Annotated in this window: 27 protein-coding genes; 13 read left to right on the top strand and 14 right to left on the bottom strand. The window is 59.6% G+C overall.

Going from position 1 to position 26,088, the window contains the following annotated elements; all coding sequences use genetic code 11:
• The first annotated feature begins 93 nt into the window (after positions 1–93).
• Positions 94–1,017, top strand: coding sequence for a polyphosphate kinase 2 (ppk2, locus tag ACR0LN_RS11455; protein WP_480429890.1), 924 nt, complete (start codon positions 94–96; stop codon positions 1,015–1,017).
• A gap of 139 nt (positions 1,018–1,156) precedes the next feature.
• On the opposite strand, the gene ACR0LN_RS11450 is transcribed toward ppk2, so the two are convergent.
• On the bottom strand, positions 1,157–2,152 hold the full coding sequence (locus tag ACR0LN_RS11450; RefSeq protein ID WP_480429836.1) for a CAP domain-containing protein: 996 nt from the start codon (positions 2,150–2,152) through the stop codon (positions 1,157–1,159).
• 298 nt (positions 2,153–2,450) lie between these two features.
• Positions 2,451–2,657: a 30S ribosomal protein S21 gene (gene rpsU / locus ACR0LN_RS11445; RefSeq protein ID WP_005614280.1), complete on the bottom strand. Its 207-nt coding sequence runs from the start codon at positions 2,655–2,657 to the stop codon at positions 2,451–2,453.
• A gap of 112 nt (positions 2,658–2,769) precedes the next feature.
• On the opposite strand from rpsU, the gene ACR0LN_RS11440 reads away from it, so the two are divergent.
• Entirely contained in the window at positions 2,770–3,462 is a 693-nt protein-coding gene (locus tag ACR0LN_RS11440; protein ID WP_480429835.1) for a COQ9 family protein, read from the top strand.
• Between the two features lie 56 nt (positions 3,463–3,518).
• Complete coding sequence (locus tag ACR0LN_RS11435) at positions 3,519–4,505, top strand: NAD(P)H-quinone oxidoreductase (protein WP_480429834.1); 987 nt, start codon at positions 3,519–3,521, stop codon at positions 4,503–4,505.
• A 22-nt stretch (positions 4,506–4,527) separates the two neighbouring features.
• On the opposite strand, the gene ACR0LN_RS11430 is transcribed toward ACR0LN_RS11435, so the two are convergent.
• Entirely contained in the window at positions 4,528–5,385 is an 858-nt protein-coding gene (locus ACR0LN_RS11430) for a DUF2189 domain-containing protein (RefSeq protein ID WP_480429833.1), read from the bottom strand.
• A gap of 192 nt (positions 5,386–5,577) precedes the next feature.
• Between ACR0LN_RS11430 and ACR0LN_RS11425 the strand changes: the two genes are divergently transcribed.
• Positions 5,578–6,561: a quinone oxidoreductase family protein gene (locus ACR0LN_RS11425; protein ID WP_480429832.1), complete on the top strand. Its 984-nt coding sequence runs from the start codon at positions 5,578–5,580 to the stop codon at positions 6,559–6,561.
• A 46-nt stretch (positions 6,562–6,607) separates the two neighbouring features.
• Here ACR0LN_RS11425 and ACR0LN_RS11420 read toward each other — a convergent pair whose 3' ends face one another.
• From ACR0LN_RS11420 to ACR0LN_RS11385, 8 genes are all read right to left on the bottom strand, one after another.
• Positions 6,608–7,141 (bottom strand): outer membrane protein, encoded by a 534-nt coding sequence (locus ACR0LN_RS11420; RefSeq protein WP_480429831.1) that lies wholly within the window; start codon positions 7,139–7,141, stop codon positions 6,608–6,610.
• 269 nt (positions 7,142–7,410) lie between these two features.
• Positions 7,411–7,884: a YHS domain-containing (seleno)protein gene (locus ACR0LN_RS11415; RefSeq protein ID WP_480429830.1), complete on the bottom strand. Its 474-nt coding sequence runs from the start codon at positions 7,882–7,884 to the stop codon at positions 7,411–7,413.
• Between the two features lie 194 nt (positions 7,885–8,078).
• Positions 8,079–8,348 carry a hypothetical protein gene (locus ACR0LN_RS11410; RefSeq protein ID WP_480429829.1) on the bottom strand — a complete coding sequence of 90 codons (270 nt, stop codon included), beginning with the start codon at positions 8,346–8,348 and terminating at the stop codon, positions 8,079–8,081.
• Positions 8,345–8,950 (bottom strand): glycerol-3-phosphate 1-O-acyltransferase PlsY, encoded by a 606-nt coding sequence (plsY, locus tag ACR0LN_RS11405; protein WP_480429828.1) that lies wholly within the window; start codon positions 8,948–8,950, stop codon positions 8,345–8,347. Before plsY ends, ACR0LN_RS11410 begins: the two co-directional genes overlap by 4 nt.
• Positions 8,950–10,230 carry a dihydroorotase gene (gene pyrC, locus ACR0LN_RS11400; protein WP_480429827.1) on the bottom strand — a complete coding sequence of 427 codons (1,281 nt, stop codon included), beginning with the start codon at positions 10,228–10,230 and terminating at the stop codon, positions 8,950–8,952. Before pyrC ends, plsY begins: the two co-directional genes overlap by 1 nt.
• Positions 10,227–10,613, bottom strand: a complete 387-nt coding sequence (locus ACR0LN_RS11395) for a hypothetical protein (RefSeq protein ID WP_480429826.1) — start codon at positions 10,611–10,613, stop codon at positions 10,227–10,229. The genes pyrC and ACR0LN_RS11395 overlap by 4 nt, the downstream gene beginning before the upstream one ends.
• A complete protein-coding gene (locus ACR0LN_RS11390) occupies positions 10,598–11,116 on the bottom strand; it encodes a hypothetical protein (RefSeq protein WP_480429825.1) in 519 nt (172 codons plus the stop codon). Before ACR0LN_RS11390 ends, ACR0LN_RS11395 begins: the two co-directional genes overlap by 16 nt.
• Positions 11,113–12,048: an aspartate carbamoyltransferase catalytic subunit gene (locus ACR0LN_RS11385; protein ID WP_480429824.1), complete on the bottom strand. Its 936-nt coding sequence runs from the start codon at positions 12,046–12,048 to the stop codon at positions 11,113–11,115. Before ACR0LN_RS11385 ends, ACR0LN_RS11390 begins: the two co-directional genes overlap by 4 nt.
• 774 nt (positions 12,049–12,822) lie before the next feature.
• On the opposite strand from ACR0LN_RS11385, the gene ACR0LN_RS11380 reads away from it, so the two are divergent.
• The 6 genes from ACR0LN_RS11380 to ACR0LN_RS11355 all read left to right on the top strand — a co-directional run bounded on the left by ACR0LN_RS11380 (position 12,823) and on the right by ACR0LN_RS11355 (position 20,314).
• Positions 12,823–13,587, top strand: a complete 765-nt coding sequence (locus tag ACR0LN_RS11380) for a uracil-DNA glycosylase (protein WP_480429889.1) — start codon at positions 12,823–12,825, stop codon at positions 13,585–13,587.
• A complete protein-coding gene (locus ACR0LN_RS11375) occupies positions 13,587–14,186 on the top strand; it encodes a metallophosphoesterase family protein (RefSeq protein ID WP_480429888.1) in 600 nt (199 codons plus the stop codon). The genes ACR0LN_RS11380 and ACR0LN_RS11375 overlap by 1 nt, the downstream gene beginning before the upstream one ends.
• On the top strand, positions 14,183–14,803 hold the full coding sequence (locus tag ACR0LN_RS11370) for a LysE family translocator (RefSeq protein ID WP_480429823.1): 621 nt from the start codon (positions 14,183–14,185) through the stop codon (positions 14,801–14,803). Before ACR0LN_RS11375 ends, ACR0LN_RS11370 begins: the two co-directional genes overlap by 4 nt.
• 6 nt (positions 14,804–14,809) lie before the next feature.
• Entirely contained in the window at positions 14,810–15,352 is a 543-nt protein-coding gene (moaB, locus tag ACR0LN_RS11365; protein WP_480429822.1) for a molybdenum cofactor biosynthesis protein B, read from the top strand.
• Between the two features lie 106 nt (positions 15,353–15,458).
• Entirely contained in the window at positions 15,459–16,907 is a 1,449-nt protein-coding gene (locus ACR0LN_RS11360) for an efflux RND transporter periplasmic adaptor subunit (RefSeq protein ID WP_480429820.1), read from the top strand.
• Positions 16,908–16,912: 5 nt separating this feature from the next.
• Positions 16,913–20,314: an efflux RND transporter permease subunit gene (locus ACR0LN_RS11355; protein WP_480429818.1), complete on the top strand. Its 3,402-nt coding sequence runs from the start codon at positions 16,913–16,915 to the stop codon at positions 20,312–20,314.
• Here the strand turns inward: ACR0LN_RS11355 and ACR0LN_RS11350 are convergent.
• Together ACR0LN_RS11350 and ACR0LN_RS11345 are read right to left on the bottom strand one after the other, a co-directional pair.
• Positions 20,311–20,730, bottom strand: a complete 420-nt coding sequence (locus tag ACR0LN_RS11350) for an NUDIX hydrolase (protein ID WP_480429817.1) — start codon at positions 20,728–20,730, stop codon at positions 20,311–20,313. The genes ACR0LN_RS11355 and ACR0LN_RS11350 overlap by 4 nt on opposite strands.
• Before the next feature lie 3 nt (positions 20,731–20,733).
• On the bottom strand, positions 20,734–21,546 hold the full coding sequence (locus ACR0LN_RS11345; protein ID WP_480429816.1) for a protein-disulfide reductase DsbD domain-containing protein: 813 nt from the start codon (positions 21,544–21,546) through the stop codon (positions 20,734–20,736).
• A gap of 147 nt (positions 21,547–21,693) precedes the next feature.
• On the opposite strand from ACR0LN_RS11345, the gene ACR0LN_RS11340 reads away from it, so the two are divergent.
• Positions 21,694–22,248: a YqgE/AlgH family protein gene (locus tag ACR0LN_RS11340; protein WP_480429815.1), complete on the top strand. Its 555-nt coding sequence runs from the start codon at positions 21,694–21,696 to the stop codon at positions 22,246–22,248.
• Here the strand turns inward: ACR0LN_RS11340 and ACR0LN_RS11335 are convergent, their stop codons facing one another.
• Positions 22,249–23,199, bottom strand: coding sequence for an L-threonylcarbamoyladenylate synthase (locus tag ACR0LN_RS11335; RefSeq protein WP_480429814.1), 951 nt, complete (start codon positions 23,197–23,199; stop codon positions 22,249–22,251).
• A 136-nt stretch (positions 23,200–23,335) separates the two neighbouring features.
• On the opposite strand from ACR0LN_RS11335, the gene ACR0LN_RS11330 reads away from it, so the two are divergent.
• Complete coding sequence (locus ACR0LN_RS11330; RefSeq protein ID WP_480429813.1) at positions 23,336–25,039, top strand: acyl-CoA dehydrogenase family protein; 1,704 nt, start codon at positions 23,336–23,338, stop codon at positions 25,037–25,039.
• Positions 25,039–26,085 (top strand): MBL fold metallo-hydrolase, encoded by a 1,047-nt coding sequence (locus tag ACR0LN_RS11325; RefSeq protein WP_480429812.1) that lies wholly within the window; start codon positions 25,039–25,041, stop codon positions 26,083–26,085. Before ACR0LN_RS11330 ends, ACR0LN_RS11325 begins: the two co-directional genes overlap by 1 nt.
• Positions 26,086–26,088 lie beyond the last annotated feature (3 nt).

Below are 26,088 nucleotides of genomic sequence, written 5' to 3'. Positions count from 1 at the left end.
TTTTGCCTGAGGTGGGCCTGTCATCAATTTTTCCGGTGACACTTGGCGGTTACACGCGCGCTGTACGGTCCGGACCCGGTAGACGATAAGGATATGACTTTGGCTTACGAAAACAATGATGCCCCCAAAGACTGGCTGGAAGCCGAGTTGGAAGACACGCTGGACGAAGATTTCGAAATTGAGTTCAGCGAACCCATGCTCTCGATGGAGATCCGCAAAATCTACAAGGACCAGCACCCGGACATGCTGGACCGTAAGGTCTATTTCCGCAATCTGTTGCGATTGCAGGCCGAGTTGATCAAGGTTCAGGACTGGGTGCAGCATACCGGTGCCAAAGTCTGTATACTTTTCGAAGGGCGTGACAGCGCGGGCAAAGGGGGCGTGATCAAGCGGATCACCCAACGCCTGAACCCGCGTGTTGCGCGCGTGGTCGCCTTGCCCGCACCCAGCCGCCGAGAACAAAGCCAGTGGTATTTTCAGCGTTACGTACCGCATTTGCCTGCGGCGGGGGAAATCGTTTTGTTCGACCGATCCTGGTACAACCGCGCCGGGGTCGAGAGGGTGATGGGCTTTGCCAACGAAGACCAGGTTGAACAGTTCTTTCAGGACGTTCCGGAATTCGAACGTATGCTGGTGCGGTCGGGGATCATTCTATTGAAGTACTGGTTCTCGATCACCGATGAAGAACAGCAGTTGCGATTCCTCATGCGTATCCATGATCCGATGAAACAGTGGAAGCTGTCGCCGATGGATCTGGAATCCCGCATCCGCTGGGAAGCTTATACCAAGGCCAAAGAGGATATGTTCTTCCGTACCAATATCCCCGAGGCACCTTGGTATATCGTCGAGGGCAACGACAAAAAACGCGAGCGCCTGAACTGCATCGAACACCTTTTGACCATGATACCCTACACTGATGTCCCGCAGGAAAAGGTGAACCTGCCGGACCGACGTTATAACCCCGAATACGAGCGGCGCATCCTGCCGGATGAATTGCACGTTCCCAAGATTTACTGATCGAAGGGCATCGCGCAGGAGCCACATCGCAGTTTCGGTTCTAATGCGGGTGTTGTTGCTCGTGTCATGTTGGACGCCGCGCGGTCCAAAAAGCAGTTGCGGCGCACCTTGATCGGCGCGCCGCGTGCGGCATGAGAGCCTAGACAAAGTCCATCAAACAACCGCCGTCGTAAGAAACCGGTCCAAATTCCCATTCCATAGGGTCGGCGACGGCATCTGATACTGCCTCGGGTGCGACCGGGGTATCGTCACACCGGTCCCACGTCAGCATAAAGTCGTCATTCGCAGGTGCCTCTTCAGTGCTCAGCCTGAAATCGTCGACTAGGACCAACAACTCATTCACGAAGTCTTCGATCGCGGCAAAAAAAGCCTCGACGTCGAAGCAATCACCTGTCGGGTTGCTGACTTCGGTAATGTCCGTACCCTCGACTGGTTCTTCGGTTTCGGTGACATCCGTTTCCGGAGTTTCCTCGGCCGGGTTTTCCGGTTCGGTGGTATCTGTGTTCGGAGTGTCCTCGACCGGCTCCTCGGGTTCAGCCACATCCGTTTCCGGGGTTTCCTCCACCGGTTCTGCAGTCTCGGTCACGTCGTTGATGGGTAAATCCTCAACGGGGATATCGGCCACCGGCTCTTCTGGTTCAATCACGTCATCCACCGGTGGTGTCGGCACAACGCCGGTGTCCAGCATCACCTCGGCATCGGTGCTCGCAAAGTTCTGGGTCACCATTACGGCATCCCAGCCGTTGAAATCGCCTTGTTCAATACCGATCCCGATATATTCGTAGTCAGGGTTCAGAATGTTGGCGCGGTGGCCGGGGCTGTCCATCAGGCTTTCGTGCAGTTGCTCGAGATCATCGCTGATACCGTCAGGCCCGCGTTCCGATTGCCACGCGATGTTTTCACCCGAGCGCCAGTTGCCGCTGAAATCGAATCCGGCATCTTCCATGCGCTCGGTCGCACTGGAACCGCCTGTGCCCGTATGGCTGAATGTATCGGTCCCCAGCATCCAGGCACTGTGATCCTCGGCCGAGTCGTTTAGCTGAGTTTCCAGTTGCAGCGGGTCCAACCCTCGGGATGTGCGCTCGGCGTTGATCAGCGCCAGCATTTCTTGCTCGAATGTACTTGCAGTCGACATGGTAGCCTCCGTTTATGTGGTCGTCTGAGTAGACGGGGCCAGTTACAGGGGGCGTCGAAAGAACGGATAGAGCGACAGAACTTTTAGCTGAATTTCAGCGCGGGCGCGCTACCGAAACGAGATTCGCTGCGCTGCAAAATGCCGGGCAAAATGTTGCTGAGTCTGATTTAGCAGCTTGTCGCCTGAGGCTGCGGTTGATTCGGCGGAATGCAACCGGTGCTAGAAACGACAAACCCCCGGGCGGGGCCTCGGGGGTCGTCAAATAGTGTCATCCAAAGCTGGACGAGACGGAAGGCTCTTAGAGCAGACCTTCGCGCTGGGCTTTCTTGCGTGCCAGTTTACGGGCACGGCGGATCGCTTCAGCTTTCTCGCGCGCTTTTTTCTCGGACGGTTTCTCGAAATGTTGCTTCAGCTTCATTTCACGGAACACGCCTTCGCGCTGCAGCTTTTTCTTCAGGGCACGAAGCGCCTGATCGACGTTATTGTCGCGAACACTAACCTGCATTGTGGTTGTCACCACCTTTCTAGATAGAGTTGCAAGGAAATTGCAGGAGTTGGCCGTATAGCAAAGCCGGTCTATCTTGTCTAGTACTGGCCCCGAGAACCGGAGACCCGCCATGACCGTTACCTATGAAGATGCAAAACAACAGCTTTTGGACGCGATACTGATCCACGTGCCGTTTGATGGTTGGTCGGAAACCAGCTTTCGTGCCGCGATCACGGATTGCGATCTGGATGACGGTCTGGCGCGGGCGATCTGCCCCCGTGGCGCGGTCGATCTGGCGCTGGCTTTTCATGCGCGCGGTGATGCCGAAATGGTAGAGCGCCTGAAATCCACCGATCTGAGCGAGCTGAAATTCCGCGACCGGGTGGCTTCTGCCGTGCGGTTCCGGCTTGAAGCAGTTTCAGACAAGGAACTGGTGCGCCGTGGCATGACGTTGTTTTCCTTGCCGACGCATGCAGTGGATGGGACCAAGGCGCTGTGGCAGACCTGCGATCTGATCTGGGACACGTTGGGTGACACGTCAGACGATGTGAATTGGTACACCAAACGTGCGACATTGTCGGGGGTTTATTCCTCGACTCTGCTGTTCTGGCTGGGGGATGATTCTGCGGGTCACGAAAAAACGTGGGAATTTCTGGATCGTCGGATCGACAATGTCATGCAGATCGAAAAGCTCAAGGCGCAGGTCAACGACAATCCGCTGTTCAAACCGTTCCTGACGGTTCCGAACTGGTTCGCCAAGCAGGTGAAGCCGCCGATGAAGATGCGGGCTGACCTGCCGGGGATGCTGAATCCGCGCAAGTAAGCGTCTGGGCCTTTCGATTTTTGCCTGCTAGGCATTGGGCAAAGGAGGATTTGCCCATGACCCAGATGATGCGCGTAGTTGAGATCACCCAGCCCGGTGGCCCGGATGTATTGCAACTGACTGAACGCCCCGTGCCCGAACCTGGGGCCGGTCAGGTGATCCTCAAAGTGGCCTATGCGGGTGTGAACCGCCCGGATGCTTTGCAGCGGGCAGGGGCGTATAATCCGCCTCCGGGGGCCAGCGATCTGCCGGGTTTGGAAGCCTCGGGCGAAGTCGTGGCTATCGGCGCAGGTGTCCAAGGGGTTTCGGTCGGCGATCAGGTCTGTGCGTTGCTGCCCGGGGGTGGATATGCGGAATATGTCGCGACCCCAGCTGCACATTGCCTGCCTGTTCCGGCAGGCATGGGCATGAAAGAGGCCGCCTGTCTGCCCGAAACCTTCTTTACTGTATGGTCCAACGTTTTCACCCGTGGCGGATTGAAAGCGGGCGAGCGGTTTTTGGTTCACGGCGGCTCCAGCGGGATCGGGACGACGGCAATCCAACTGGCCAATGCCTTTGGCGCACGAGTCTTTGCAACCGCCGGGTCGGCCGAGAAATGCGAGGCTTGTGTCCAGCTAGGGGCCGAACGAGCGATCAATTACCGCGACGAGGATTTTGTTGGAGTCATGCGCGCCGAGGGTGGCGCGAACTTGATCCTTGATATGGTGGGCGGCGATTATATTCCGCGCGACGTCAAGGCGTTGGCCGAGGATGGGCGTTTGGTGCAGATCGCTTTCCTGCAAGGGCCGCAGGTCGAGCTGAATTTTGCGATGATGATGGTCAAGCGGCTGACCCTGACCGGCAGCACATTGCGCCCGCAAAGTGATCTGGCCAAGGCGAAAATTGCGCAGGACTTGCGTGAAGCGGTCTGGCCATTATTGGACGCGGGGAGAGTCGCGCCCGTAATGGACAGCGAGTTCGCGATGGCCGACGCCGCAGCAGCGCACACCTATCTGGAAAGCTCAAAACACATCGGCAAGATCGTTTTGAACGTCGCCGGATAATTTGATCAGCGTACGGGCCGTTTCAGGCGACGGCCCGGCGATACAAGTGCCAAGTGGCGTGGCCCAGAACCGGCATGACCACGATCAAGCCCAGCAGCATCGGAATCGCGCCCAAAACCAAAAGGGCAGCGACGATAAAGCCCCACGCCAGAATCACTGCCGGATTGTGCCGCAAGACGCGAACCGAGGTCACGACCGCCACCGGCAAACCCACCTTGCGATCCAGCAACAGCGGAAAGCTGACCACGCTGATCGCCAGCGCAACCAAGGCAAACAAGAAGCCTACGGCGTTGCCGAAGATGATCATTGTCCAGCCTGCGCTGGTGGTGAAGACCTGTATTACAAACGCGCCAAAGGACGCGGGCAGATCGGGGCCGAGTGTGTGGACATAGATACTTTGCGCAACCATCAGCCAGATCAACAGCCACATGACCAGATAAAAGCCCAGCATCAGAATGGCTCCGAATGACGGGGATCTGAACACGCCGAACGCATCCAGCCAATGCACTTCTCCCCCCTGTTCGCGTTTGCGGCTGATTTCATACAATCCAACTGCTGCAATCGGGCCGATCAGGGCGAAGCCCATGATCAACGGCGCCAGCAGTGGCACCATGTTTTTGTTCAAACCGAAGCCGAACATGAGCAACCCCGCGATGGGGTAGATCAACACAATGAATATGGCATCGGCCCGGGTTTCCAGAAAATCGTTATAACCTGCCCGTAAACAGGCTTTCAGGTCCTGCATCGTCAGGGTCTGTACCACCGGCAGGTGCCGCGTGTCTGCACTGCCGATGCGGTTCACGCTTTCTGCTATATGATCGCCGGTCGCACCAATGTTCTGAGCGGCCCAGCTGATCGGATTTCCAATCGTTTTGGCCATCTTTCTCCTCTCCCTTTGCGTATCAGCGCAGCAGAGTGGATCCGGCATCGGTTGCCCTTGGCCGGACCAGCCGGCAACGCCCGACCGTTAGTATAGCACATTTTTTCACCTTGCGGTTGCGCGATGCGGAATCGTGCCGATTGCCCTTATTTTCAGGCATGTTAGCTTGGCATCAGGCAACAGGAGGTCAGCATGCAGCAAACGGCAAGAACCGTCGTCATTCATGAACACGGCGGCCCCGAAGTTCTGAAGATCGAAGACCGCCCCGTGGGCGATCCCGGCCCCGGAGAGGTGCGCATTCGCCATCATGCCTGCGGGTTGAATTTCATTGATGTGTATCAACGCACCGGTCTGTATCCACTCAACCTGCCTCACGCGCTGGGCATGGAGGCTGCCGGCGTGATCGAAGCCGTCGGTGACGGTGTCACCCATCTTGAGTCTGGCCAGCGCGCGGCCTATGCCGCCGCTCCTGCCGGGGCATATTCCGAAGCGCGTGTGATGAATGCAGCGCAGGTGTGCCCGTTGCCCGACGGAATATCCTTCGATGCGGCGGCGGCAATGATGCTGAAGGGGATGACGGTCGAATATCTGTTTAACCGCACGACACCCTTGAAACGCGGGGACACGGTGTTGTTTCATGCAGCTGCCGGCGGGGTAGGGCTGATTGCCTGCCAATGGGCAAAATCCGAAGGGATAACTCTGATCGGCACCGCCGGGACAGACGAGAAATGCAGCTTGGCGCAATTCAATGGCGCAGCGCATTGCATAAACTACAGAAAGGAAAACTTTGCCGAACGGGTGGCTGAGATCACTGGCGGGAAAGGCGTGGATGTGGTGATGGATTCTATAGGAGCAGACACGTTCAACGGCTCGCTGGATAGCTTGAAGCCGCTGGGAATGATGATTTCGTTCGGCAATGCCTCGGGGCCGGTGCCGTTGATGGATATCGGGATGCTGGCCAAGAAAGGGTCATTGAAGATCACACGCCCGACTTTGTTCACGCATATCGCTGATCACGCGGCCTGCCAGGCGATGGCTCGTCGACTGTTCGGCAAGGTTGAGGGCGGAGAGGTCAAAATTCACATTGACCAGCGGTTCCCACTGGAACAGGTGGCTGACGCCCACCGTGCGCTTGAGGCGCGACAGACTACCGGCAGCACGGTGCTGGAGTTGTAATGCTGTTCAGGCCCGGCGAGATCACGCCGGGCCTGACTTTTTGGTCTCAGAAGCGATAGGCCGCACGGATCTGAACAGTTGTTGCGTCCACGTCTATGCCGGTCGAATCAAAATCATTGAATTCGTGATACAGGACTTCGCCACCGACGCTTATGTTCGGGGCAACGATCTGCTCGTAGCCTGCTCCGATGAACCAGCCGTCATCGCTGCCAAGATTGTCGGTTCCGGCTTTGGCATAGCCTCCGGTCCCGTAAAGCAGACCGACGGGGGTTACGTTGTAACCGGCCCGAACCTTGACGCGCCAAACGTCTTCGACCTCGACGCCTGGGGCCAGATCAATGCCGGTCCAGTCATAGTCAAAGCCCCCGCCGACAACCCAATCACCCAGATCGTAGTCATATCCAAGAATGATACCGCCGATGGCACCGTCGCCGTCCACACCCGAGATATTGGTGTCGATATCGGCATAACCAATCTGGCCACCGCCGTAGAACCCGGTCCAGTCGCCAGAGGATTGCGCCATCGCCGATCCTGCGGCGGCGGTTGCGATTGCCGAGGCCAATAGAAGTCTACCTGTCATTTCGTAACCTTTCATTTGAATTGGTTCACAGCAGGTTTGAGCTGCTCTCTCGTCTGTAATTTTCCTACGGCCCGGCCAATCGACCGGATCACAGTTCGTTTTCACATTCCGACCCGAAGGAAATCGCCACGGTTGTGATCTGTGGCGGATTTGGTCCGTTAAAGGCGAACACGTTGTTTGCGCAGGATGTAGTTTTGTAAAAAGGACGTTTCAAATGACAATCGGCGGCAGATCACTCTGCCGCCGATCCGAGAGTTTTGGTCAGCAAATTATTGCTGCAATTCAGCCGGAGTTTTATCGGCAATGGTTTCCCAGTTGGTGCTGGCTTGCTCGATAAAGCCAGGGATATCGCCTTCCCAGCGTTCCTGAATATCCTGAGACAGGTTCAGGTACAGCTTGTTGTCGACGATTTTCCAGTAGGTCGGGTCACCGTCGAATTTAAAGCCCATGGCTGCGCCGAAGGCACAGTAACCGCCATATGCAGGCAGGTATGCTTCCGGGTTTGCTTCAAAGGCCGCTTTGTTCTCTTCATTGGCAAAGCGGTACAGCGCTTCGTTGTGCAACGCGGTGATACGGTAATCGCCCTTGGTCGGCTCACCTGCGGTGAAGTAGGCAACGGGGTCATAGCCCTGCATTGCCAGACCGGTCGAGCTTGCGTTCAGTTCAACGCCTGCCGCCAGGGCCGAGCTTGCGATTGCAACAGACAGGGCAACACCGCCCAGAATGGATTTGAACTTGTTCATTGGTTTCACCTTTCGTGAAATGAGACACCGCGTGGCGCCGCAATTGCGCTCTGGTATCCCAGTGATTTTGTTATGAGCGGTCGGTAATTGACCGGCACGCAACCAAGCTGGGAAGCCATCTGATCACGTTCAAAGCAATCAATTGTGATTGTGCGCACGCGAATAGTGGGTGTTCGTTTGTGCGCAGAGCCGGGTCACGGATCGGGTGTAAAGGCGACCACGAAGGCGATGACTTTTTCGGCGGGCATTTCGCATGGTCGCAGCAATGGGCCGCTGTTGCGGGGCAGATAGACATTCAGGCTGATGTAATCTCCACCGCCCAGCTCATGGGCAACCAGCTTGTGAGACCTACCGCCAGCCAACTCCGAACGGCTGACGATGTAACGGCGGCCATTGCTCTGCCCCTTCGATGATCCCGTGGGAATGGCGAAGAACGCAGACAGGAAGGGATCAGGTGCGCTCAAGATTGACCGATTTTGGGCTCGGTCCCGGCTTTGATCCGGGCCAGGTTGGCGCTGTGGCGCCAATAGACCAGCAAGGTCAGAACGATGCCCAGAACGAAAGTCGACCCATCGGTCAGTACCACCACCCAAATGGTCGACAACGCCGCCGCGACCAGCGCTGCAAGGGATGAAATTCTCCAGACTGCGGCTGTCACCAGCCAAGTCAGGCAGCAGGCCACGCCGATGCGCCAGTCCAGCGCCAGCCAAAGCCCCAGAAAGGTCGCCACGCCCTTGCCGCCCTTGAACCCAATCCAGACAGGAAAGCAATGACCCAAAAACGCTGCCAATGCCGCGATCTGGGCGGCGTCTTCTCCGGCCAGCGCGCGGGCCAGCAACACCGCTACAACGCCTTTCCCTCCGTCAAAAATGACCGTCAGCGCGGCGGCGGTCTTATTTCCGGTGCGCAAAACATTTGTTGCGCCGATATTGCCGGACCCAATGTTGCGCAGATTGCCCAGCCCCATGACCTTCGCGATGACCATTCCAAAGGGGATCGAACCCATCAGATAGCCAAGCGCAGCCCAGAGGATCAGCTGGGTTATCGAACTGTCAAAGGGGGGCATCAGGATCTCCGGTAAACTTCTTGGCCTGCTACATAAGTTGCCGTGACCTTACCCTGCATCCGTTGTCCGTCAAACGGTGTGTTCTGAGACTTGGATTTAAGTGAGAACCGGTCCAGCACAAAGGGCACATCCGGGTCGAACAGCACCAGATCAGCGGGCGCGCCTTCGGCCAAACGACCGCTGTCGAGGCCCAAACGTTTCGCCGGGTTCAGAGCCATCGCCCGGAACAGGGTCGGCAGGTCCAGTTGGTCCGAGTGATACAGGCGCAGTGCCGCAGGCAACAGCGTTTCTAAGGCAACAGCCCCCGAGGCGGCCTCTTCAAACGGCAGACGCTTGCTTTCCTCGTCTTGCGGCGTGTGCATCGAGCTGATGATGTCGATCAGGCCTGACCGTACCGCTTCGATCACCGCCTGTCGGTCGTCCTCGGACCGCAAAGGCGGCTTCACCTTGAAAAAGGTGCGATAGTCGGCCACGTCCAGCTCGTTCAGCGTCAGATGGTGGATCGAGGTGCCTGCCGTTATGTCCAACCCGTTGCGCTTGGCGCGTTCCAGCGCGGGCAGGGCGCGGGCGGTGGTGATCTGGTCGGCGTGGTATTTTGCGCCGGTCATTTCAAGCAGAGCGATGTCGCGGTCCAGCCCCATACGCTCGGCCATTGGTGAAACGGCGGGCAGCCCGCGCAGGGTGGCGAACTTGCCGCTGGTAGCCGCTGCACCAGCACTAAGGCCGGGTTCTTGTGGGTGTGCGATCACCAGCGCGCCGCAAGAACGGGCATAGGTCAGTGCGCGGGACAACACCTTGGTATTGGCGACGACATGATCGCAATCGGTAAACGCTACCGCGCCGGCATCTTGCAGAAAGCCGATCTCGGTCATCTCGCGCCCTTCACGGCCCTTGGTTAGCGCGGCCATCGGCAATACGTTAACCTGCGTATCCGCCTGTGCGCGACGGGTCACGAATTCCAGCGTTTCCGGTGTGTCGATAGACGGGCTGGTGTCGGGGCGGGTCACGATTGTGGTCACGCCCCCGGCGGCAGCGGCCTGACCCGCAGATTTGTAGCTTTCCTTGTGGCGCTCGCCCGGTTCACACACCTTGACGCCGATATCGACGATGCCGGGTGCCAGACAGTGCCCGTTGCAATCGATGATCTGCGCGTCAGAGGCCGGGGCTTCGCCGTCGCCCTGCGCGGCAATCCGACCGTCCGTCACCTTTAGCCAGCCGAGGCTGTCTGTTCCGGCTTCGGGGTCAATCAAACGGGCGTTGGTGAAGATCAGGTTGCTCATGCCATGGCCCTTTCGATTGCGGCTTTGGTGGCTGCGGGGTCCGCTTGGTATTTGATCAGGTGCTTGTCACCGCCCTTAGTGACGATCTGGACGAAACTGCCCATGATGTTGACGGCCTCGATCTGGTTCAGCGCCACCTTGCGCGGGCCGGGGCCGGTGAGGGTGGTCTCGGTCATTTCCCACGTGCCTACCAGTTCTTCCGAGGCCAGATACCACGCGCGTAAACCAATGGCGGCAAGTCCCGCTGGCGCACCGGTCCAGGGGTAGGGATTTCCGATCAGCCACAGAAAGATCATCGCGCCGCCCATCGCCACAGCGGCCAGCCAGGCATTGGTGCGGATGTATGCGCCTTTGTTAGGCGCGAAGGTCACAGGATCAACCACAGAACGCCCCCGATGGCCAAAAGGACGACGAGCGTCAATACCGCCGAGCCGACGCGGCGGGGTTTGTCGTAGTGCGGCGCGGTTTGAGGCGCCGAGTAGGGCTTGGCGCTTTCGGTTTCGATCGGGCCGCCAGACCAATTGGTTGCCTCTTCGGTGAACAAACCGAACAGATGCGCCCTGGGGTCGGGTTCCAGCCGGACGGCGCGACCGCCGAACGCCGCGCTGCGCACCAACATCACCCAACCCGTCACGGCGTCCAACTCTGCCCGGTCCAGCTGATCCGACGACACGCCGCAGCCCTCGTTCAGATAGCCAAACAATCCGAGGTCTTCGAGATCGGACACCGGGAAGACGTCTATATGGTGCGAGTCAAGCCCCACCACCCCCAGAACCTTATCGGCAGCGCCGGGTTCACGCAGAAATTTGGCCTCTTCCGGCGGCATATCCAGGGTGAACAGCCGCAGGACACCGTGTTCGTGTGAGGCAACTTTCAGATCGCTCATGCTGCATCTCGCAGATTGTTGGCCAGCAGTTCCATAGCGGCCATGCGCACGGCGACACCCATCTCGACCTGTTCCTGTATGACCGATCGGTTGATGTCATCAGCCAGCGTGCCGTCAATCTCGACCCCGCGGTTCATTGGGCCGGGGTGCATGACGATGGCGTCGGGTTTGGCCAGTGTCAGCTTGGCGGCGTCCAGACCATAACGGTGATAGTATTCGCGTTCCGATGGGATAAACCCGCCATCCATCCGCTCTTTCTGAAGGCGCAGCATCATGACGACGTCAACATCCTTCAGACCCTCATTCATGTCGTCGTAAATCTCGGCCCCGAAATCGGCGAAATGGCCGGGCACCAGGGTTGGCGGGCCGATCAGACGAATGCGATTTTCCATCTTACCCAGCAGGATCAGGTTCGACCGCGCCACGCGGGAATGGGCCACGTCTCCGCAGATGGCGATGTTCAGACGGTGCAGGCGGCCTTTGGCGCGGCGGATGGTCAGAGCATCAAGCAGAGCTTGCGTTGGATGCTCGTGCTTGCCATCGCCCGCGTTCAGGACTGCGCAGTTCACTTTCTGCGCCAAAAGGTCCACTGCACCAGAATGCGGATGGCGAACCACCAGCAGGTCTGGGTGCATCGCGTTCAGAGTCATCGCCGTATCGATCAGGGTTTCGCCCTTTTTGATCGAACTGGCCTGCATCGCGATGTTCATAACATCCGCACCCAGCCGCTTGCCCGCAATTTCAAAGCTGGCCTGCGTACGGGTCGAGTTTTCAAAGAACATGTTGATCTGCGTCAGCCCCGACAGCACGTCGGAATGCTTGGTCGACTGCCGGTTCATGTCGACATATTTCTCGGCCAGATCAAGGATAGCGGTAATATCGGACTGCGACAGGTGCTCGATGCCAAGAAGGTGACGATGGGCGAAACGCATGGGCGGGCTCCTGTCTGACAATCGCGCTGCTTATAGGAAGCTGCGCGGGCAGAGGCAACCTAAGGATCAGATCCTTCGGGCAGTTTCTCGCATCCGCCGTCGGGCAAACACTGTTCGCCGGGTTTGCACCACTTGCCATATCCGCAGTCAATCGCTTTGATCGGGACGCAGCCTTGATGTTCCGAACATTTGAAGCCGGGGCGGCATTGTGATCCGGTTTCCTCGCACAGGAACCATCCGGGCCGGGTGCATCCGCCACCCGGCAGGCAGGCCGACCCCGACGCACAGGATCGACCGTCGTCGCAAAGGGCGGGCAGGCCGTCGGTTGCTGAATTCGGCTCAAACTCGGGCGTCGTCGGCTGGCATTCGCCGCGTGCGTTGCAAGTCGTTCCCCCCGGACAATCAAGGCGCGACCTGCACTTGTTCGCCCCCGCTGGCGCGCATCGCGTTCCCCCTGCCGCGCAACGCTCAAAGGGGCCGCAGGTGCGGCCGCCACCGCAATAGGTACCACCCAAGGGTATGCAATAGCCGTCAAAGCTGCACCTCTGGCCGCCGGAACAGCATCGGGAACCGCACTGGAACTGCCCGCCGCGGCATTGGCTGTTGCGGTCAAAAAGCTGTGCAGACGCCGGACCGCTGAGCGGGATCAGCAGCAGGGAAATCAATAGGAATCGCAGTATCACATTCATGAATGTCCCAATGGTCGGTGCGACGGGTCGCCCAATCAAGGCCTATTCGCTTTCCCTCGTTCAAAAGCTGGTTAGATTGAGGGGTATGGAATCGGCTTTGGACTATCACACTGCGCGGGCGCTGCTTGAATGGCAGATCGAACTGGGCGCAACGGACGCAATCGGCGATGCACCGGTTGACCGGTACGTGTTGCCCGATACCGCGCCCAAGGCCAAAAAGCCTGCCGCTGTGCAGGTCGTGTCTGAAAAACCTAAACAGGTAGATCCGGCCGTGGTGGCGAAAGCGGCAGCGCAAGGGGCCGGATCGCTGGACCAGCTACGCGCTGCGATGGACGCGTTCGAGCATTGCGAGCTGAAACGTGGCGCGCGGCAGTTGGTTTTTGCCGACGGCACGCCAGGTGCGCGGGTAATGATCATCGGCGAAGCCCCGGGGCGCGAGGAAGACCGCGAGGGCAAACCTTTTGTTGGCCGCGCCGGGCAATTGCTGGACCGAATGCTGGCGGCGATTGATCTGGATCGCGCTCAGAACGTCTATATCACCAACGTCCTGCCATGGCGGCCTCCACAGAACCGCGACCCCAAACCGGAAGAGATCGGGATGATGAAGCCGTTCCTTGAACGGCACGTGGCTTTGGCCAAGCCCGAGGTTCTGGTCATCATGGGCAACATCAGCTGTCAGGCGGTTCTGGGTAAACGCGGCATTACCAGGCTGCGCGGGAAATGGGAGCAGGCGCTGGACCTGCCGGTCATCCCGATGTTCCACCCCGCTTACCTGCTGCGGCAGCCTCAGATGAAACGTCAGGCGTGGGCAGACTTGCTTGAACTGAAAGCCCGGTTGGAGGGCAAATGATGCGTATTTTGGCCTTTTCTGACCTGCACATGGCGCGTAACCGTGCGGCTGAGGTTGTTGAGGCCAGTTCCGAGGCTGATCTGGTGATCGGCGCCGGAGATTTCTGCAACATGCGGCAGGGTTTGGCTGCGGCGATGGAAATGTTGTCCGGCATCTCGGCCCCTCTGGTCCTGGTGCCCGGCAACGCGGAAAGCGTGCAAGAGCTGACGGACGCCGCGCCCGAGGGCGTGCACGTTCTGCATGGCACCGGCATGACATTGGACGGTTTGCGCCTGTTCGGGCTGGGATACGGGGTACCTGTCACGCCCTTTGGCGACTGGTCCTGTGACATGACGGATGCCGAGGCTGCTGAGCTGCTGGACCGTTGCGATGGCGCCGACATCCTGATTGCGCATTCCCCGCCCAAAGGGTACGGCGATGTAACGTCGCAAGGCGATGCTGTCGGTTCAGTGGCCGTGCGCGACGCGATCGAGCGTCTGCAGCCACAATTCGCATTCTGCGGCCATATCCATGACAGCTGGGGCTATCGCGGCAGCATCGGGCGCACGCAGATCGCCAATCTGGGCCCCACGGTAAATTGGTTTGAGGTCACCCCATGATAGAAACGGTCACTCTGCTGGCGTTTATCCCGGCAGCCCTGGCGCTGAACTTCACCCCCGGTGCGGATATGATGTTTTGCTTTGGTCAGGGGCTACGGTCGGGGTCCAAACCGGCGCTAGTCGCCAGCGCGGGGATCTCGCTTGGGCTGATGGTTCACGTATTACTGGCGGGGCTGGGGCTGGGCGCGGCGGTGAACAGCCTGCCATGGCTGTTTGACGTGATCCGCTGGATGGGGGTGGCTTACCTGCTCTACCTTGCTTGGGGCGCGATCCGGAACGGGGCGGTGTCGTCTGATGCTCCGGCAAAACCCACGAGCCATGCGTTTCGCGACGGGATGGTCGTAAACCTGACCAACCCCAAGGTCATACTGTTCGTGCTGGCCTTCATCCCGCAATTCGTGAATCCGGCCCTTGGCCCGATCCTGCCGCAGTTTCTGATCTTTGGCGTCATCATTGCGCTGGGCGGGTTCGTCGTGAACGGATTGGTGGGCATATTTGCAGGCGGGGCCGGAAAGGTTCTGATCTCGAACCCGCGCGCCTCGCGCATCATGGGCTGGGTGACCGGCGGGATTTTTACCGCCCTTGCCGTCCGGCTTGCCATCATGGAAAGGGCTTGACGCCATATGTCGCGCATTGACGAAAGCATGGAGTTTATCCCGGTTCGGATTGCAGTTCTGACCGTTTCGGACACACGCTCGCTGGACGAGGACCGGTCAGGTCAGACGCTGGTTGACCGGATCGAACGCGCGGGTCATTCGGTGGCCGACCGCAAGATCATCCGCGATGAGCGCGGTGAGATCGCAGCCCAGCTTAGGCTGTGGGCAGGTGATCCCGAAATTGACGTCGTAATTTCGACTGGTGGCACCGGTCTGACGGGCCGCGACGTGACTGTTGAGGCGCATCGCGACGTCTATGAAAAGGAAATCGAGGCGTTCGGGACCGTTTTCACCATCATTTCGATGGAGAAGATCGGCACATCCGCCGTTCAGTCCCGCGCCACCGGCGGCGTGGCACAGGGCACCTATCTGTTCGCGTTACCGGGCAGCCCCGGTGCCTGCAAGGACGCATGGGACGGGATTTTGGAAAAACAGTTCGATTACCGCCACCGTCCCTGCAACTTTGTAGAAATAATGCCCCGATTGGACGAACATCTGCGACGGAAGTAGACTGGTTGCGCGTATAACTGTTCGTAACCGCTTTGTGGCTTGGCATTTTTCTGTGCCCGGCTACCATTTGTGTATGGCAGCCTGATGCGACCGGGGTGAGTAATTTATGCGATTTCTGAGGCAAAGCCTTGTTGGTGTCTTTCTGGCGTTTCTGACGCTGGCCTTGGTATTTGTCGCGGTGCAACTGATCACCAGCGCGGTGCAAGAGGCGTTGAACCGTGAAAGTGAAGCGCCCGAGGCCCGCGAACGTATCTTTGCCGTCAGCGTGCAACAGGCCGAGCTTGAAACGGTAACCCCCTATCTGGAAGCCTTTGGTGAGGTGCAAAGCCGCCGTCGTCTGGAACTGCGCGCAGCGCTGGGCGGGCGGGTGATTTCACTAGCCGAGGATTTTGAGGATGGTGGCGTCGTCACCGCAGGTGAGATTCTGGTGGAACTTGACCCGGCTGACGCTCAATCGGCGTTGGATCGGGCTAAATCTGACTTACTGGATGCGCAGTTCGAAGAGCGCGACGCGGAAAGATCCTTGCTGCTGGCACAGGACGAGTTGAACTCGGCCGAGGCGCAGGCGGATCTGCGAGGGCGGGCCTTGCAGCGTCAGAAGGACCTGCAAAGCCGCGGGGTTGGCACGCCTGCCGCCGTAGAAGAGGCCGAACTGGCCGAGGCAGTTGCCCAGCAATCGGTTCTGGCGCGTCGCATTGCATTGGCGCAGGCCGAATCCCGGGTCGACCAGGCCACCACCCTGCTGGCCCGCGCCCGCATTACGCTTGAGGCCGCCGAACGCGATCTGGACGACATGACCGTTCGCGCGCGGTTCGGCGGAACGCTAACGGATGTGACTCTGGTCGAAGGGCGGCTGGTTTCGGCAAATGAAAAGCTGGCAGAATTGGTCGACCCCAACGCGCTTGAGGTTGCCTTCCGCGTCTCGACCGCGCAGTTTGTACGCCTTTTGGATGCCGAGGGTGATCTGATCAACGCGTCGGTGACGGTCTCGCTTGAGGTGACGGGCACCGATCTGATGGCGCATGGCCGGATCAGCCGCGACAGTGGTTCGGCAGGTGAAGGGCAGACAGGCCGCTTGATCTATGCCCGTCTGGATGGCGTGTCGGGGTTCAAGCCCGGCGATTTCGTAACAGTCACGGTCGAAGAACAGCCGCTGGATAATGTCGTGCGCATGCCTGCGTCGGTTCTGGATGCGGCCGGGACAGTTCTGGTGCTGGGGCCTGATGACCGGCTTGAGGCGCTGCCAGTGCAACTGATCCGCCGCCAGGGCGATGAGGTTTTGCTGCGTGGACAAGGGTTGGTCGGGCGCGAAGTCGTGATTGGCCGGACGCCTTTGCTGGGTGGCGGGGTCCGCGTGCGACCACTGCGGGTCGAGGCGAGTGCCGACCCCGATATGGTTGAGTTGTCCGAAGAACAACGCGCTCAGCTAATGGCGCAGGTTGAGGCCAGCGATCAGATGCCGATGGACGAAAAGAACCGCGTACTGGGTCAATTGAACGAGGCTAAGGTCCCGGCCTCACTGGTGCGCAGCATCGAGACTCGGGCAGGGGGTTAACCGCCATGATGCGCGAAATACCCGGCGCGGCAGGAGGTGTCCTAAGCTACTTTACCCGCCACCGGACGGTGGCCAACCTGTTGCTGCTGGTGATGCTGGTTCTGGGGGCTGCCGCGATCCCGGCCATGCGGGCACAGTTCTTCCCGGACGTGATCCTTGAACGCGTTGACGTGAGTGTCGAGTGGGAAGGGGCAGGACCCGAGGATGTAGACAACGGTATAGTACAGTTGCTGGAGCCGGCCCTGAAGGGGGTTGAAGGGGTGGCCAGCACGACCTCGACTTCGCGCGAAGGGCGCGCCAATATCCGGCTTGATTTTGAACCAAACTGGGACATGACGCGCGCTGTGGACGAAGTTCGGACCGCCGTCGACAGCGTAACCAATCTTCCCGAGGATTCCGAAGAACCGTCAATCTGGCGCGGGGCGTGGCGGGATCGGGTGACGGATGTAGTCGTGACTGGCCCCGTCGACCCGGACCAGTTGGCCAAGTTTACAGACGAATTGATCAATCGGCTGTTCGCGGTTGGGGTGACCCGCAACACGATACGGGGCCTTGCGGCACCGCGTGTTGTGGTCGAAGTGCCGACCGCGCAACTGATCGCCAATGACATAACTCTTTCTGAAATCGCGCAAGCCATCTCAGCCGAGGCCATGGCGAACCCTGCAGGTGACGTTACCGGGGCCAACGCGCGCATCCGTACCGGCACAGAAAAGCGCACACCAGAAGAGATTGAGGGAATCGCGCTGCGCAATTTCGCTGATGGCTCCAAGCTTTATGTGGGCGATGTGGCAACGATCAGGGTCGAAGGGGTCAATCGCAACCGCAGCTATTTTGTCGGTGAAAACCCGGCTATGTCTGTGCGAGTGGACCGGTCAAATCTGGGTGATGCGATCAAAATTCAAAACACGGTCGAGGATGTTGTGGCCCAGCTTCAGGCCAGCCTGCCCGAAGGGGTCACGATCGAGTTGATCCGCACCCGCGCGCAGGCGATCACCGATCGTCTTGATATTCTGGTCGACAATGGGCTGATGGGGCTGGGCCTTGTGGTCTGCCTGTTGTTCCTGTTTTTGAACGCACGCATTGCCTTCTGGGTCGCTGCAGGAATTCCGGTGGCGATGTCTGCGGCGATTGCGTTCATGTATATTGGCGGACTGTCGATCAACATGATCTCGTTATTCGGCTTGATCATCACGCTCGGCATCGTGGTCGATGACGCCATCGTCGTGGGCGAACATGCTGATTTCCGCGCGCGACGATTGGGCGAAGCGCCGGTCGTGGCGGCTGAGCGCGCCGCGCGGCGCATGGCGATGCCGGTCTTTGCCGCAACGCTGACCACGGTGATTGCATTCTTTGGCCTAACCGCCATCGGGGGTCGGTTCGGAGAGCTGATCTACGACATTCCCTTTACCGTGATCGCGGTGCTGATCGCCTCGTTGATCGAGTGTTTCTTGATCCTTCCCAACCACATGGCCCATGCCATCGCGCATTCAGCTAAGGAACACTGGTATGACTGGCCCAACCGCGTGGTCAATCGCGGTTTTCGCTGGGTACGTGACCACCTGTTCCGTCGGCTCATAGCCTGGGTTGTTTGGGCGCGCTACGTGGTTGTGGCGGTGATGGTGGTTATTCTCGCCAGCCAGCTTGCCCTGTTCATTAAGGGTGACGTGAACTGGCGGTTCTTCAATGCGCCCGAGCGCGGCTCGGTCACCGGTAACTTCATCATGGCCGAAGGCGCCACGCGCGAAGACACGCTGGCGATGATGCACCAGGTTCAGCGTGCCACCGAAGAGCTGGGCCAGATTTATGAAGAGCGTCACGGACGCAACCCGATTGAATATGTGCTGGCCGAGGTCGGCGGCAATGCCGGGTGGTTCAACCTGTCCGCTGCAGATGGCAAGGATCAGGACCTGCTGGGCGGGATTTCCATCGAACTGATTGACGCCGATCTGCGCCCCTATTCCAGCTTCGAATTCGTGGGCGAGCTGCAAGATTTCGTGCCGCGCCATCCGAAAGTGGAACTGCTGACTTTCCGAGGATGGCGGTCCGGGCCGGGTGGCGATGCGATTGACGTGCAGTTCTTTGGTGCGGACGTGAATACGCTCAAGGCTGCATCCGAGGATCTGCAGGCAGAACTGTCGAAATACCCCGAAGTTTCGGCACTGGAAGACAACCTTACTTATGACAAAGAAGATTTCATCCTGGACCTGACCGCCAAAGGGCAGGCGTTGGGCTTCCGTATCGAAACGTTGGGCCGCGTGTTGCGCCACCGGTTGAACGGGATCGAAGCCGCGACCTTCCCCGATGGCCCGCGCAGCGCCGAGATCCGCGTGGAATTGCCCGAAGGCGAACTGACCGCCGATTTCATGGAACGCACCCTGATGCGCACGCCGGATGGGGTGTACGTGCCGCTGGCCGACATCGTCTCGGTCGAGCGAAAATCGGGTTTCTCGACCGTGCGGCGGGAAAACGGCTTGCGGGTGATTTCGGTGCTCGGTGATATTTCCGAGGATGACCCGGCCCGAGCGGCGGAAATCGCTCGCGCTTTGAACGATGAAATTCTGCCCAATATCGCTGCAGAACGGCAGGTCGAATGGCAGATGGCGGGCCTGAGCGAGCAGGAGGACGAATTCCTGACCGAGGCGCGCACCGGGCTGACCTTGTGTCTGACCGGGATTTATCTGGTGCTGGCCTGGGTCTTTGCCAGCTGGACGCGGCCCTTGGTGGTGATGGCGATTATACCGTTCGGGTTGGTGGGCGCGATCTGGGGGCACTACATCTGGGATGTTCCGCTGAGTATGTTTACCGTTATTGGTCTTTTGGGGATGACCGGGATCATCATCAATGACTCGATTGTACTGGTGACGACCATCGACGCCTATCAGCAAGAGCGCGGGTTGGTACCGTCAATTGTCGAGGGTACAGCGGATCGGCTCAGGCCCGTGATGTTGACGACGCTGACCACGGTTCTGGGCCTGACGCCGCTGCTCTATGAGGGCTCACAGCAGGCACAGTTCCTCAAGCCTTCGGTGATCACGCTGGTCTATGGGCTGGGTTTCGGGATGTTGTTGGTGCTGCTTTTGGTTCCAGCGTTGCTGGCCATTCTGAACGACCTGTCCCGCCCGATGACCGCGATGCGCCGTGCATTGCGGGCACCTGATCGGGTGGTGCAGGGCGCAGTGACGGTGACTGCGTTGGCGCTGCTGATGTGGTTCGGTGTGACGATGGTCTGGCCGATGATCGCCGGGACACCTGTTGGAGCGTTGTCCGGGTTTTATGGGGGTGAGGATAGCATGGCGGTTCTACGGATGGGCTTGGTGGCCTTTGTTGCCGGTGCCCTGCCGATCCTGTTGCTGAGTGTTGTGCTGTCCAGCCTGCTGTATATACGTATCCGCGAACGCGCGGCTTAGCTCTGACGCAGTGCAGTTTCAAGAAGGTCGATGACCCGATTGCTCATGGGTAGATCACCTTGCCGGATTTGCCCAACCGGAAACCAGCGGGCGTCCAGCGCATCGTAGCCAGCCTGCGGAGTTCCCGACTGGTATTGGCAGGCGACCCCGACCAGCAGGTAATGCGACAGCACATTGCCCTTATCGTCGTGGCGCAACAGGTCCAGATTGTCGAGGTACTGCTGCGGTTCAGCGATGACCGAGGTTTCCTCAAGCAACTCCCGTTGCGCGGCCTGCATGACGGTTTCACCCCATTCTACGTGCCCGCCGGGAAACCCCCACAACCCGGCATCGGGCTGCTTGCTGCGCTGCACCAGCAGTACTTGGTCGTCATGAACCACAACGGCCAGAGCGCCGATCTTGGGGGTTTTCTGCATGCCTCAGCCCGCGCTGCAGCCCTGAATATCGACCGCGTGATTTGCCCCCAGAACTGTGATCCGAATCTCAGACCGGTCCAGCGCGAAAAGCCCACCCGACGCGCTGATCACTTCGGATGTCGCTAACAGTGTATCACCCTGCCGCGTCGTTTCGGGTTGTGAGGCCCAGAGCGCCGGGTTGCCCGGTTCGATCACGGCCACTTCCCGCCCACCCGCCGAGGGCATGGTCACGCGAGCCTCAATCTGCATGCCGTCCGAGGTTGGCGTCAGGTGGCAGCTTGCGGCGGTTACGCGTGCCTCTTTCGCGGAAAAGGGGCGTTGGGCCAGTGCGGCGGCAATGGCCGGGTTGCGGTCAGCATCGGCGTCCAGCGTATGGTCGAAATCCAGCCGCTCGGGGATGCAAACATCCTTGCAAACGCCCAGATCCATGTCACCGCGCAGCCGCACGGGTTTTGCCGGGTTGCGGGGCGTGATCTCAACCGGAAGCACCAACTGATTGGAATAACCGATGGACTGAAGCCCGTTCTGCACGAACACGTCGGGCGCGGGCCATGTAATCGACACATCGCCCACATTCTGCGATCCGTTCCAGTCAAACTGCGGCGGGATACCGGCATCGCCGGGCGCGCGCCAATAGGTTTTCCACCCGTCCTTTAGCGTCAACCTCAACGCGCCCAGATATGTGCCTTTTGCGGTGCGCCCGCCATCCAGCACGTCCAGTTGAACGACTCCGTCCACGGCCTGCGCGTGTGCAGGGGCTGTCATGGCGAAACAGGCGGTCAGGGCGACTGCAGTCGACTTCAGATAACGCTTCATACCCTCATAAATGCGCGGTCTGAACCTCGATTCCAAGTCACGTTCCGGTCACCCGGATGAAATCTGGCGAAATGTGGCCTGATCCCTTGCCAATCCCCACATGCCGGGTTCATTGTTGAGAGGGGACCTAGCAAGAGTTGTAATTCCATGGACCTGACCGGAAAACTGTTGATTGCGATGCCTGGCATGGGTGATCCGCGCTTTGATCATTCAGTGGTATACATCTGCAGTCACGGCGATGACGGGGCGATGGGGCTGATTATCAACAAGCCGTCGGATTTGCGGATCAAAACCCTGCTGAGCCAACTCAACATTGCGTGCCGTATCCCGGTTGTGGGTGAACGCCTCGTGCATTTCGGTGGTCCGGTCGAGATGTCGCGCGGGTTTGTCCTGCACAGCGCGGACTACGACGCAAACCTGCATTCGATGAAAATCTCGGATGACTTCAGCATGACCGCTACGCTGGATGTGCTTGAAGATCTGGCCTCGGGGCGAGGGCCTTTGAACTCGACGCTGGCACTGGGCTATTCCGGCTGGGGTCCCGACCAGCTGGAGGATGAGATCGCCATGAACGGCTGGCTGACCACCGAGGCGAGTTCGAAGCTTGTGTTCGACGTACCCGATGATGAGAAATGGGAGGCCGCACTGGCGACGTTGGGCGTAGACCCGCTGACCCTGTCGGCCAGCGCAGGACGCGCCTGATCAGCTGTCACGAGGGGCCGCGGCGCGGCGCAGACGGTCGTTGATGGCTGCGCCCAGACCGGTTTCAGGAATGGGTGAGACCGCAATCGGGCGACCCGTTGCGTTCAGCGTGTGAAGGGCCGAAAACAGGTTGGCTGCGGCTTCGGTCAGATCGCCCTGCTCTGACAGGTTCAGGTCGCAACCGACTGCACCAAAGCCCAGCAAAACCTCATCTCCTTGCCGGTTCACTGCATTCAGCCGCACCGGCGCGTCCGGCGCGTAGTGGGATTGCAGTTGGCCCGGGGCGGTTAGCAAGTCTCCGGCCTTGTGCATGTGCAGTTGGGTGTTCAGCACGGATTCAATCTGATCCAGTGCAACGCCACCGGGGCGCAGCAGAGACGGTTCTCCGGCCAGCCCGACAATGGTGGATTCCAGCCCGACGCCGCAGGGTCCGTCATCCAGAATCGCTGCGATGCGCCCATCAAGACCGGTGCGGACGTGTTCGGCAGTGGTTGGGCTGATTTGACCAGATGGGTTGGCCGACGGCGCGGCCACCGGCCCATCAAAAACAGACAGCAGCTCACGGGCTGTGCCATGGGCAGGAACACGCACGGCCAGCGTGTCCAGCCCTGCCGTGACCAGAGGGGAAATCCCGTGCTCGTCCCGCAGTGGCAACACCATCGTCAGCGGGCCGGGCCAAAAGGCTGCCGCCAGTGCGTCGGCATGATCTGACCATTTTACATAGCGCTGCGCAGCCTCAAGGGATGCCACATGCGCGATCAACGGATTGAAACTGGGCCGCCCCTTGGCCGCATATATGCTTGCCACGGCTTCGCCATTGCGCGCGTCGCCGCCCAGCCCATAGACCGTCTCGGTGGCAAAAGCGACCAGTAAGCCTTGCCGCAGCAGGTTCGCTGCCTGCGCAATTCCGTCTGGATCGGCGGACAAATTTAAAGTGCCGTTGAGGATCATAGTTTGTGACGCCGCGTTTTGATTGCTTGTGACATTGGGCCGGTTACGTTTCCGGTTAAACAAAGATGCATAAAGGTGGGTATTGAATTTTCCAACCCCACCCGCGAAAACCAGACAGACAACCCCGAGGGAAGCCATGCCATACCGCGCGCCCATATCCGACTATGAATTGTTGTTCCGCCATGTCGTCGGGTTCGACCAGATCGCGGCGACCGATAAGTTTTCGGAAGCCAGCGAGGATGTGGTCGGCGCGATCCTGACCGAAGCCGGTAAGCTGTGCGAAGAGGTAATGGCCCCTCTGCAACGCCCCGGCGATCTGGAACCCGCTCGGTTGGAAAACGGCGTTCTGCGGACCTCACCCGGTTATGCGGACGGCTGGAAAGCCATTGCCGAAGGTGGCTGGGTCGGGATGAGCGGCGATCCCGAATATGGCGGCATGGGTCTGCCAATGACCGTGACCACAGCGGTGAATGAGATGATGTCGGCCGCCTGCCTGTCGCTGCAACTGGCACCGCTTATGACGCAGGGCCAGATCGAGGCGTTGGAGCATCATGCCAGTGATGAGCTAAAGGCGCTGTATCTGCCCAAGATGATGGCAGGTGAGTGGGCAGGCACCATGAACCTGACCGAACCGCAGGCCGGGTCGGACGTTGGCGCGCTCAGCTCGAAGGCCGAGGCCAATGGCGATGGCACTTATTCGGTGTCTGGGCAGAAGATATTCATCTCGTGGGGCGATAACGATTTCACTGAAAACGTCTGCCATCTGGTGTTGGCGCGTTTGCCTGACGGGGTTCCGGGCACGAAAGGAATTTCGCTGTTTCTTGTGCCCAAATACCTGCCGGACGAAGACGGGAACCCGGGTGTCGCGAACGATCTGAAAGTGGTTTCGCTGGAACACAAGATGGGTCTGCACGGCTCGCCCACCTGCGTAATGCAGTATGACGGTGCCAAAGGCTGGCTTGTGGGCAAGGAACATGGCGGTATGGCCGCGATGTTCACCATGATGAACAACGCCCGTCTGGGTGTTGGCGGTCAGGGCGTTGGCGCTGCCGAAGGCGCCTATCAACACGCACTGGCCTATGCGTTGGAGCGCAAGCAGGGCAAGACGCCCTCGGGCACGATCATCGACCACGCGGATGTGCGCCGGATGCTGATGAGCATGCGCGCCGATACGTTTGCTGCGCGGGCGATCATGCTGGCCAATGCCGCCGCCATCGACATGGCCGATGCCACTGGTGACGCCGAATGGAGCGCGCGCGCCGCGCTGCTGACCCCGATCTGCAAGGCGTTCGGAACCGAGACCGGGATGCGTGTTTCGGAAACCGGCGTTCAGGTTCACGGCGGCATGGGCTTTATCGAAGAAACCGGCGCGGCCCAGTATTACCGCGATGTCCGCGTGACTGCGATCTACGAAGGCACCAATGGCATCCAGGCCATGGACCTTGTGGCGCGCAAGATGATGGATGGCGGCGAGGCGGCCTCGCGCCTGTTGGACGAGATTGAGGATCACGCTGAACAGGCCCGCGCTACGCTGCCGGATCTGGCCGGACCCGTCTGGGAAGCCACCGAAAGCCTGCGCGAAACCACCGAATGGATCGTCGCACAATCCGACATGAACGCGCGTTTTGCCGGAGCGGTCCCCTACCTGCACGCCTTTGCCCGTGTTCTGGGCGCGCATTATCATCTGAGGGCCGCGCTGGCTGAACCCAATGGCCCGCGGTTCAAACTGGCGCGCTACTACATCAACGCGCTGCTGCCGGAATATGCCGGGCTATTGGCGCAGGCGCAGAATGGTGCGGATGATCTATACGCGCTCAGCGCAGACGAATTGGTGGCATAATGGACGGAGATTCCCCGTTGGCAATTCGGACACCGTGGCCCGAGCCTCCGGCGCAGGGGCAGGCGATTGAGATTGCCGAAGGGGTGCTGTGGATGCGGTTGCCGTTGCCGATGGCGCTGGATCACGTCAATATCTATGCGCTGGATGATGGCGATGGGTGGACGGTGATCGACACCGGCATGTCCTCGAACAAGACCCGCCGCATCTGGGCCGAGCTGATGGCGGGGCCGCTGGCGGGCAAACCGATCACCCGAGTCGTGGTCACACATCACCACCCCGACCATGTCGGCAATGCAGGCTGGTTCCAGTCCGAACATGGTGCCGAACTGGTCGCCCCCCGCACCGCGTGGCTATTCGCGCGGATGCTGCAACTGGACGTGCAGGAAAGCTGGCCGCAAGAGACGCTGGATTATTATCGAAGCGCGGGCATGGCCCCCGAGGTTCTTGCCAAGCGGATGGCCGAACGCCCTTTCAACTACTGCGACACGGTCTATCCAATGCCTCTGGGCTTTACCCGGATCAAACAGGGCAGCGTGATCCGTATGGGCGGGCGCGACTGGGACGTGCATATGGGCAACGGACACGCGCCCGAACACGCGACCTTCTGGAGTCGCGACGACAATCTGGTGATCACCGGGGATCAGATCCTCAGCTCGATCAGCCCCAATCTGGGGGTCTATGTCACCGAGCCACTGGCTGATCCGGTGGCGGAATGGCTTGAGGCATGCGAACGGTTGCAGGGATTAGCTCGACCGGACCAAGTGGCGCTGGGCGGGCATAAGCTGCCGTTCACGGGCTTGCCGCTTCGGATGAAGCAACTGATCGACAATCACCACGGCGCGCTGAAACGGTTGCAGGATTACCTGGATACGCCCAAAACCGCCGCAGATTGTTTTGTACCGCTGTTCAAACGCCCGATCGGAGAGGGCGAGTACGGGCTGGCTCTGGTCGAGGCGGTTGCACATCTGAACCATCTTTACCACATTGGAACAGTGACCCGGACGCGGCACGCGGATGGGGCATGGGAGTTTCAGCGCAAGGGGTAAAGC

Source organism: Ruegeria sp. AA6 (assembly GCF_056542865.1).
This window is presented reverse-complemented; position numbering and strand designations above follow the sequence as displayed.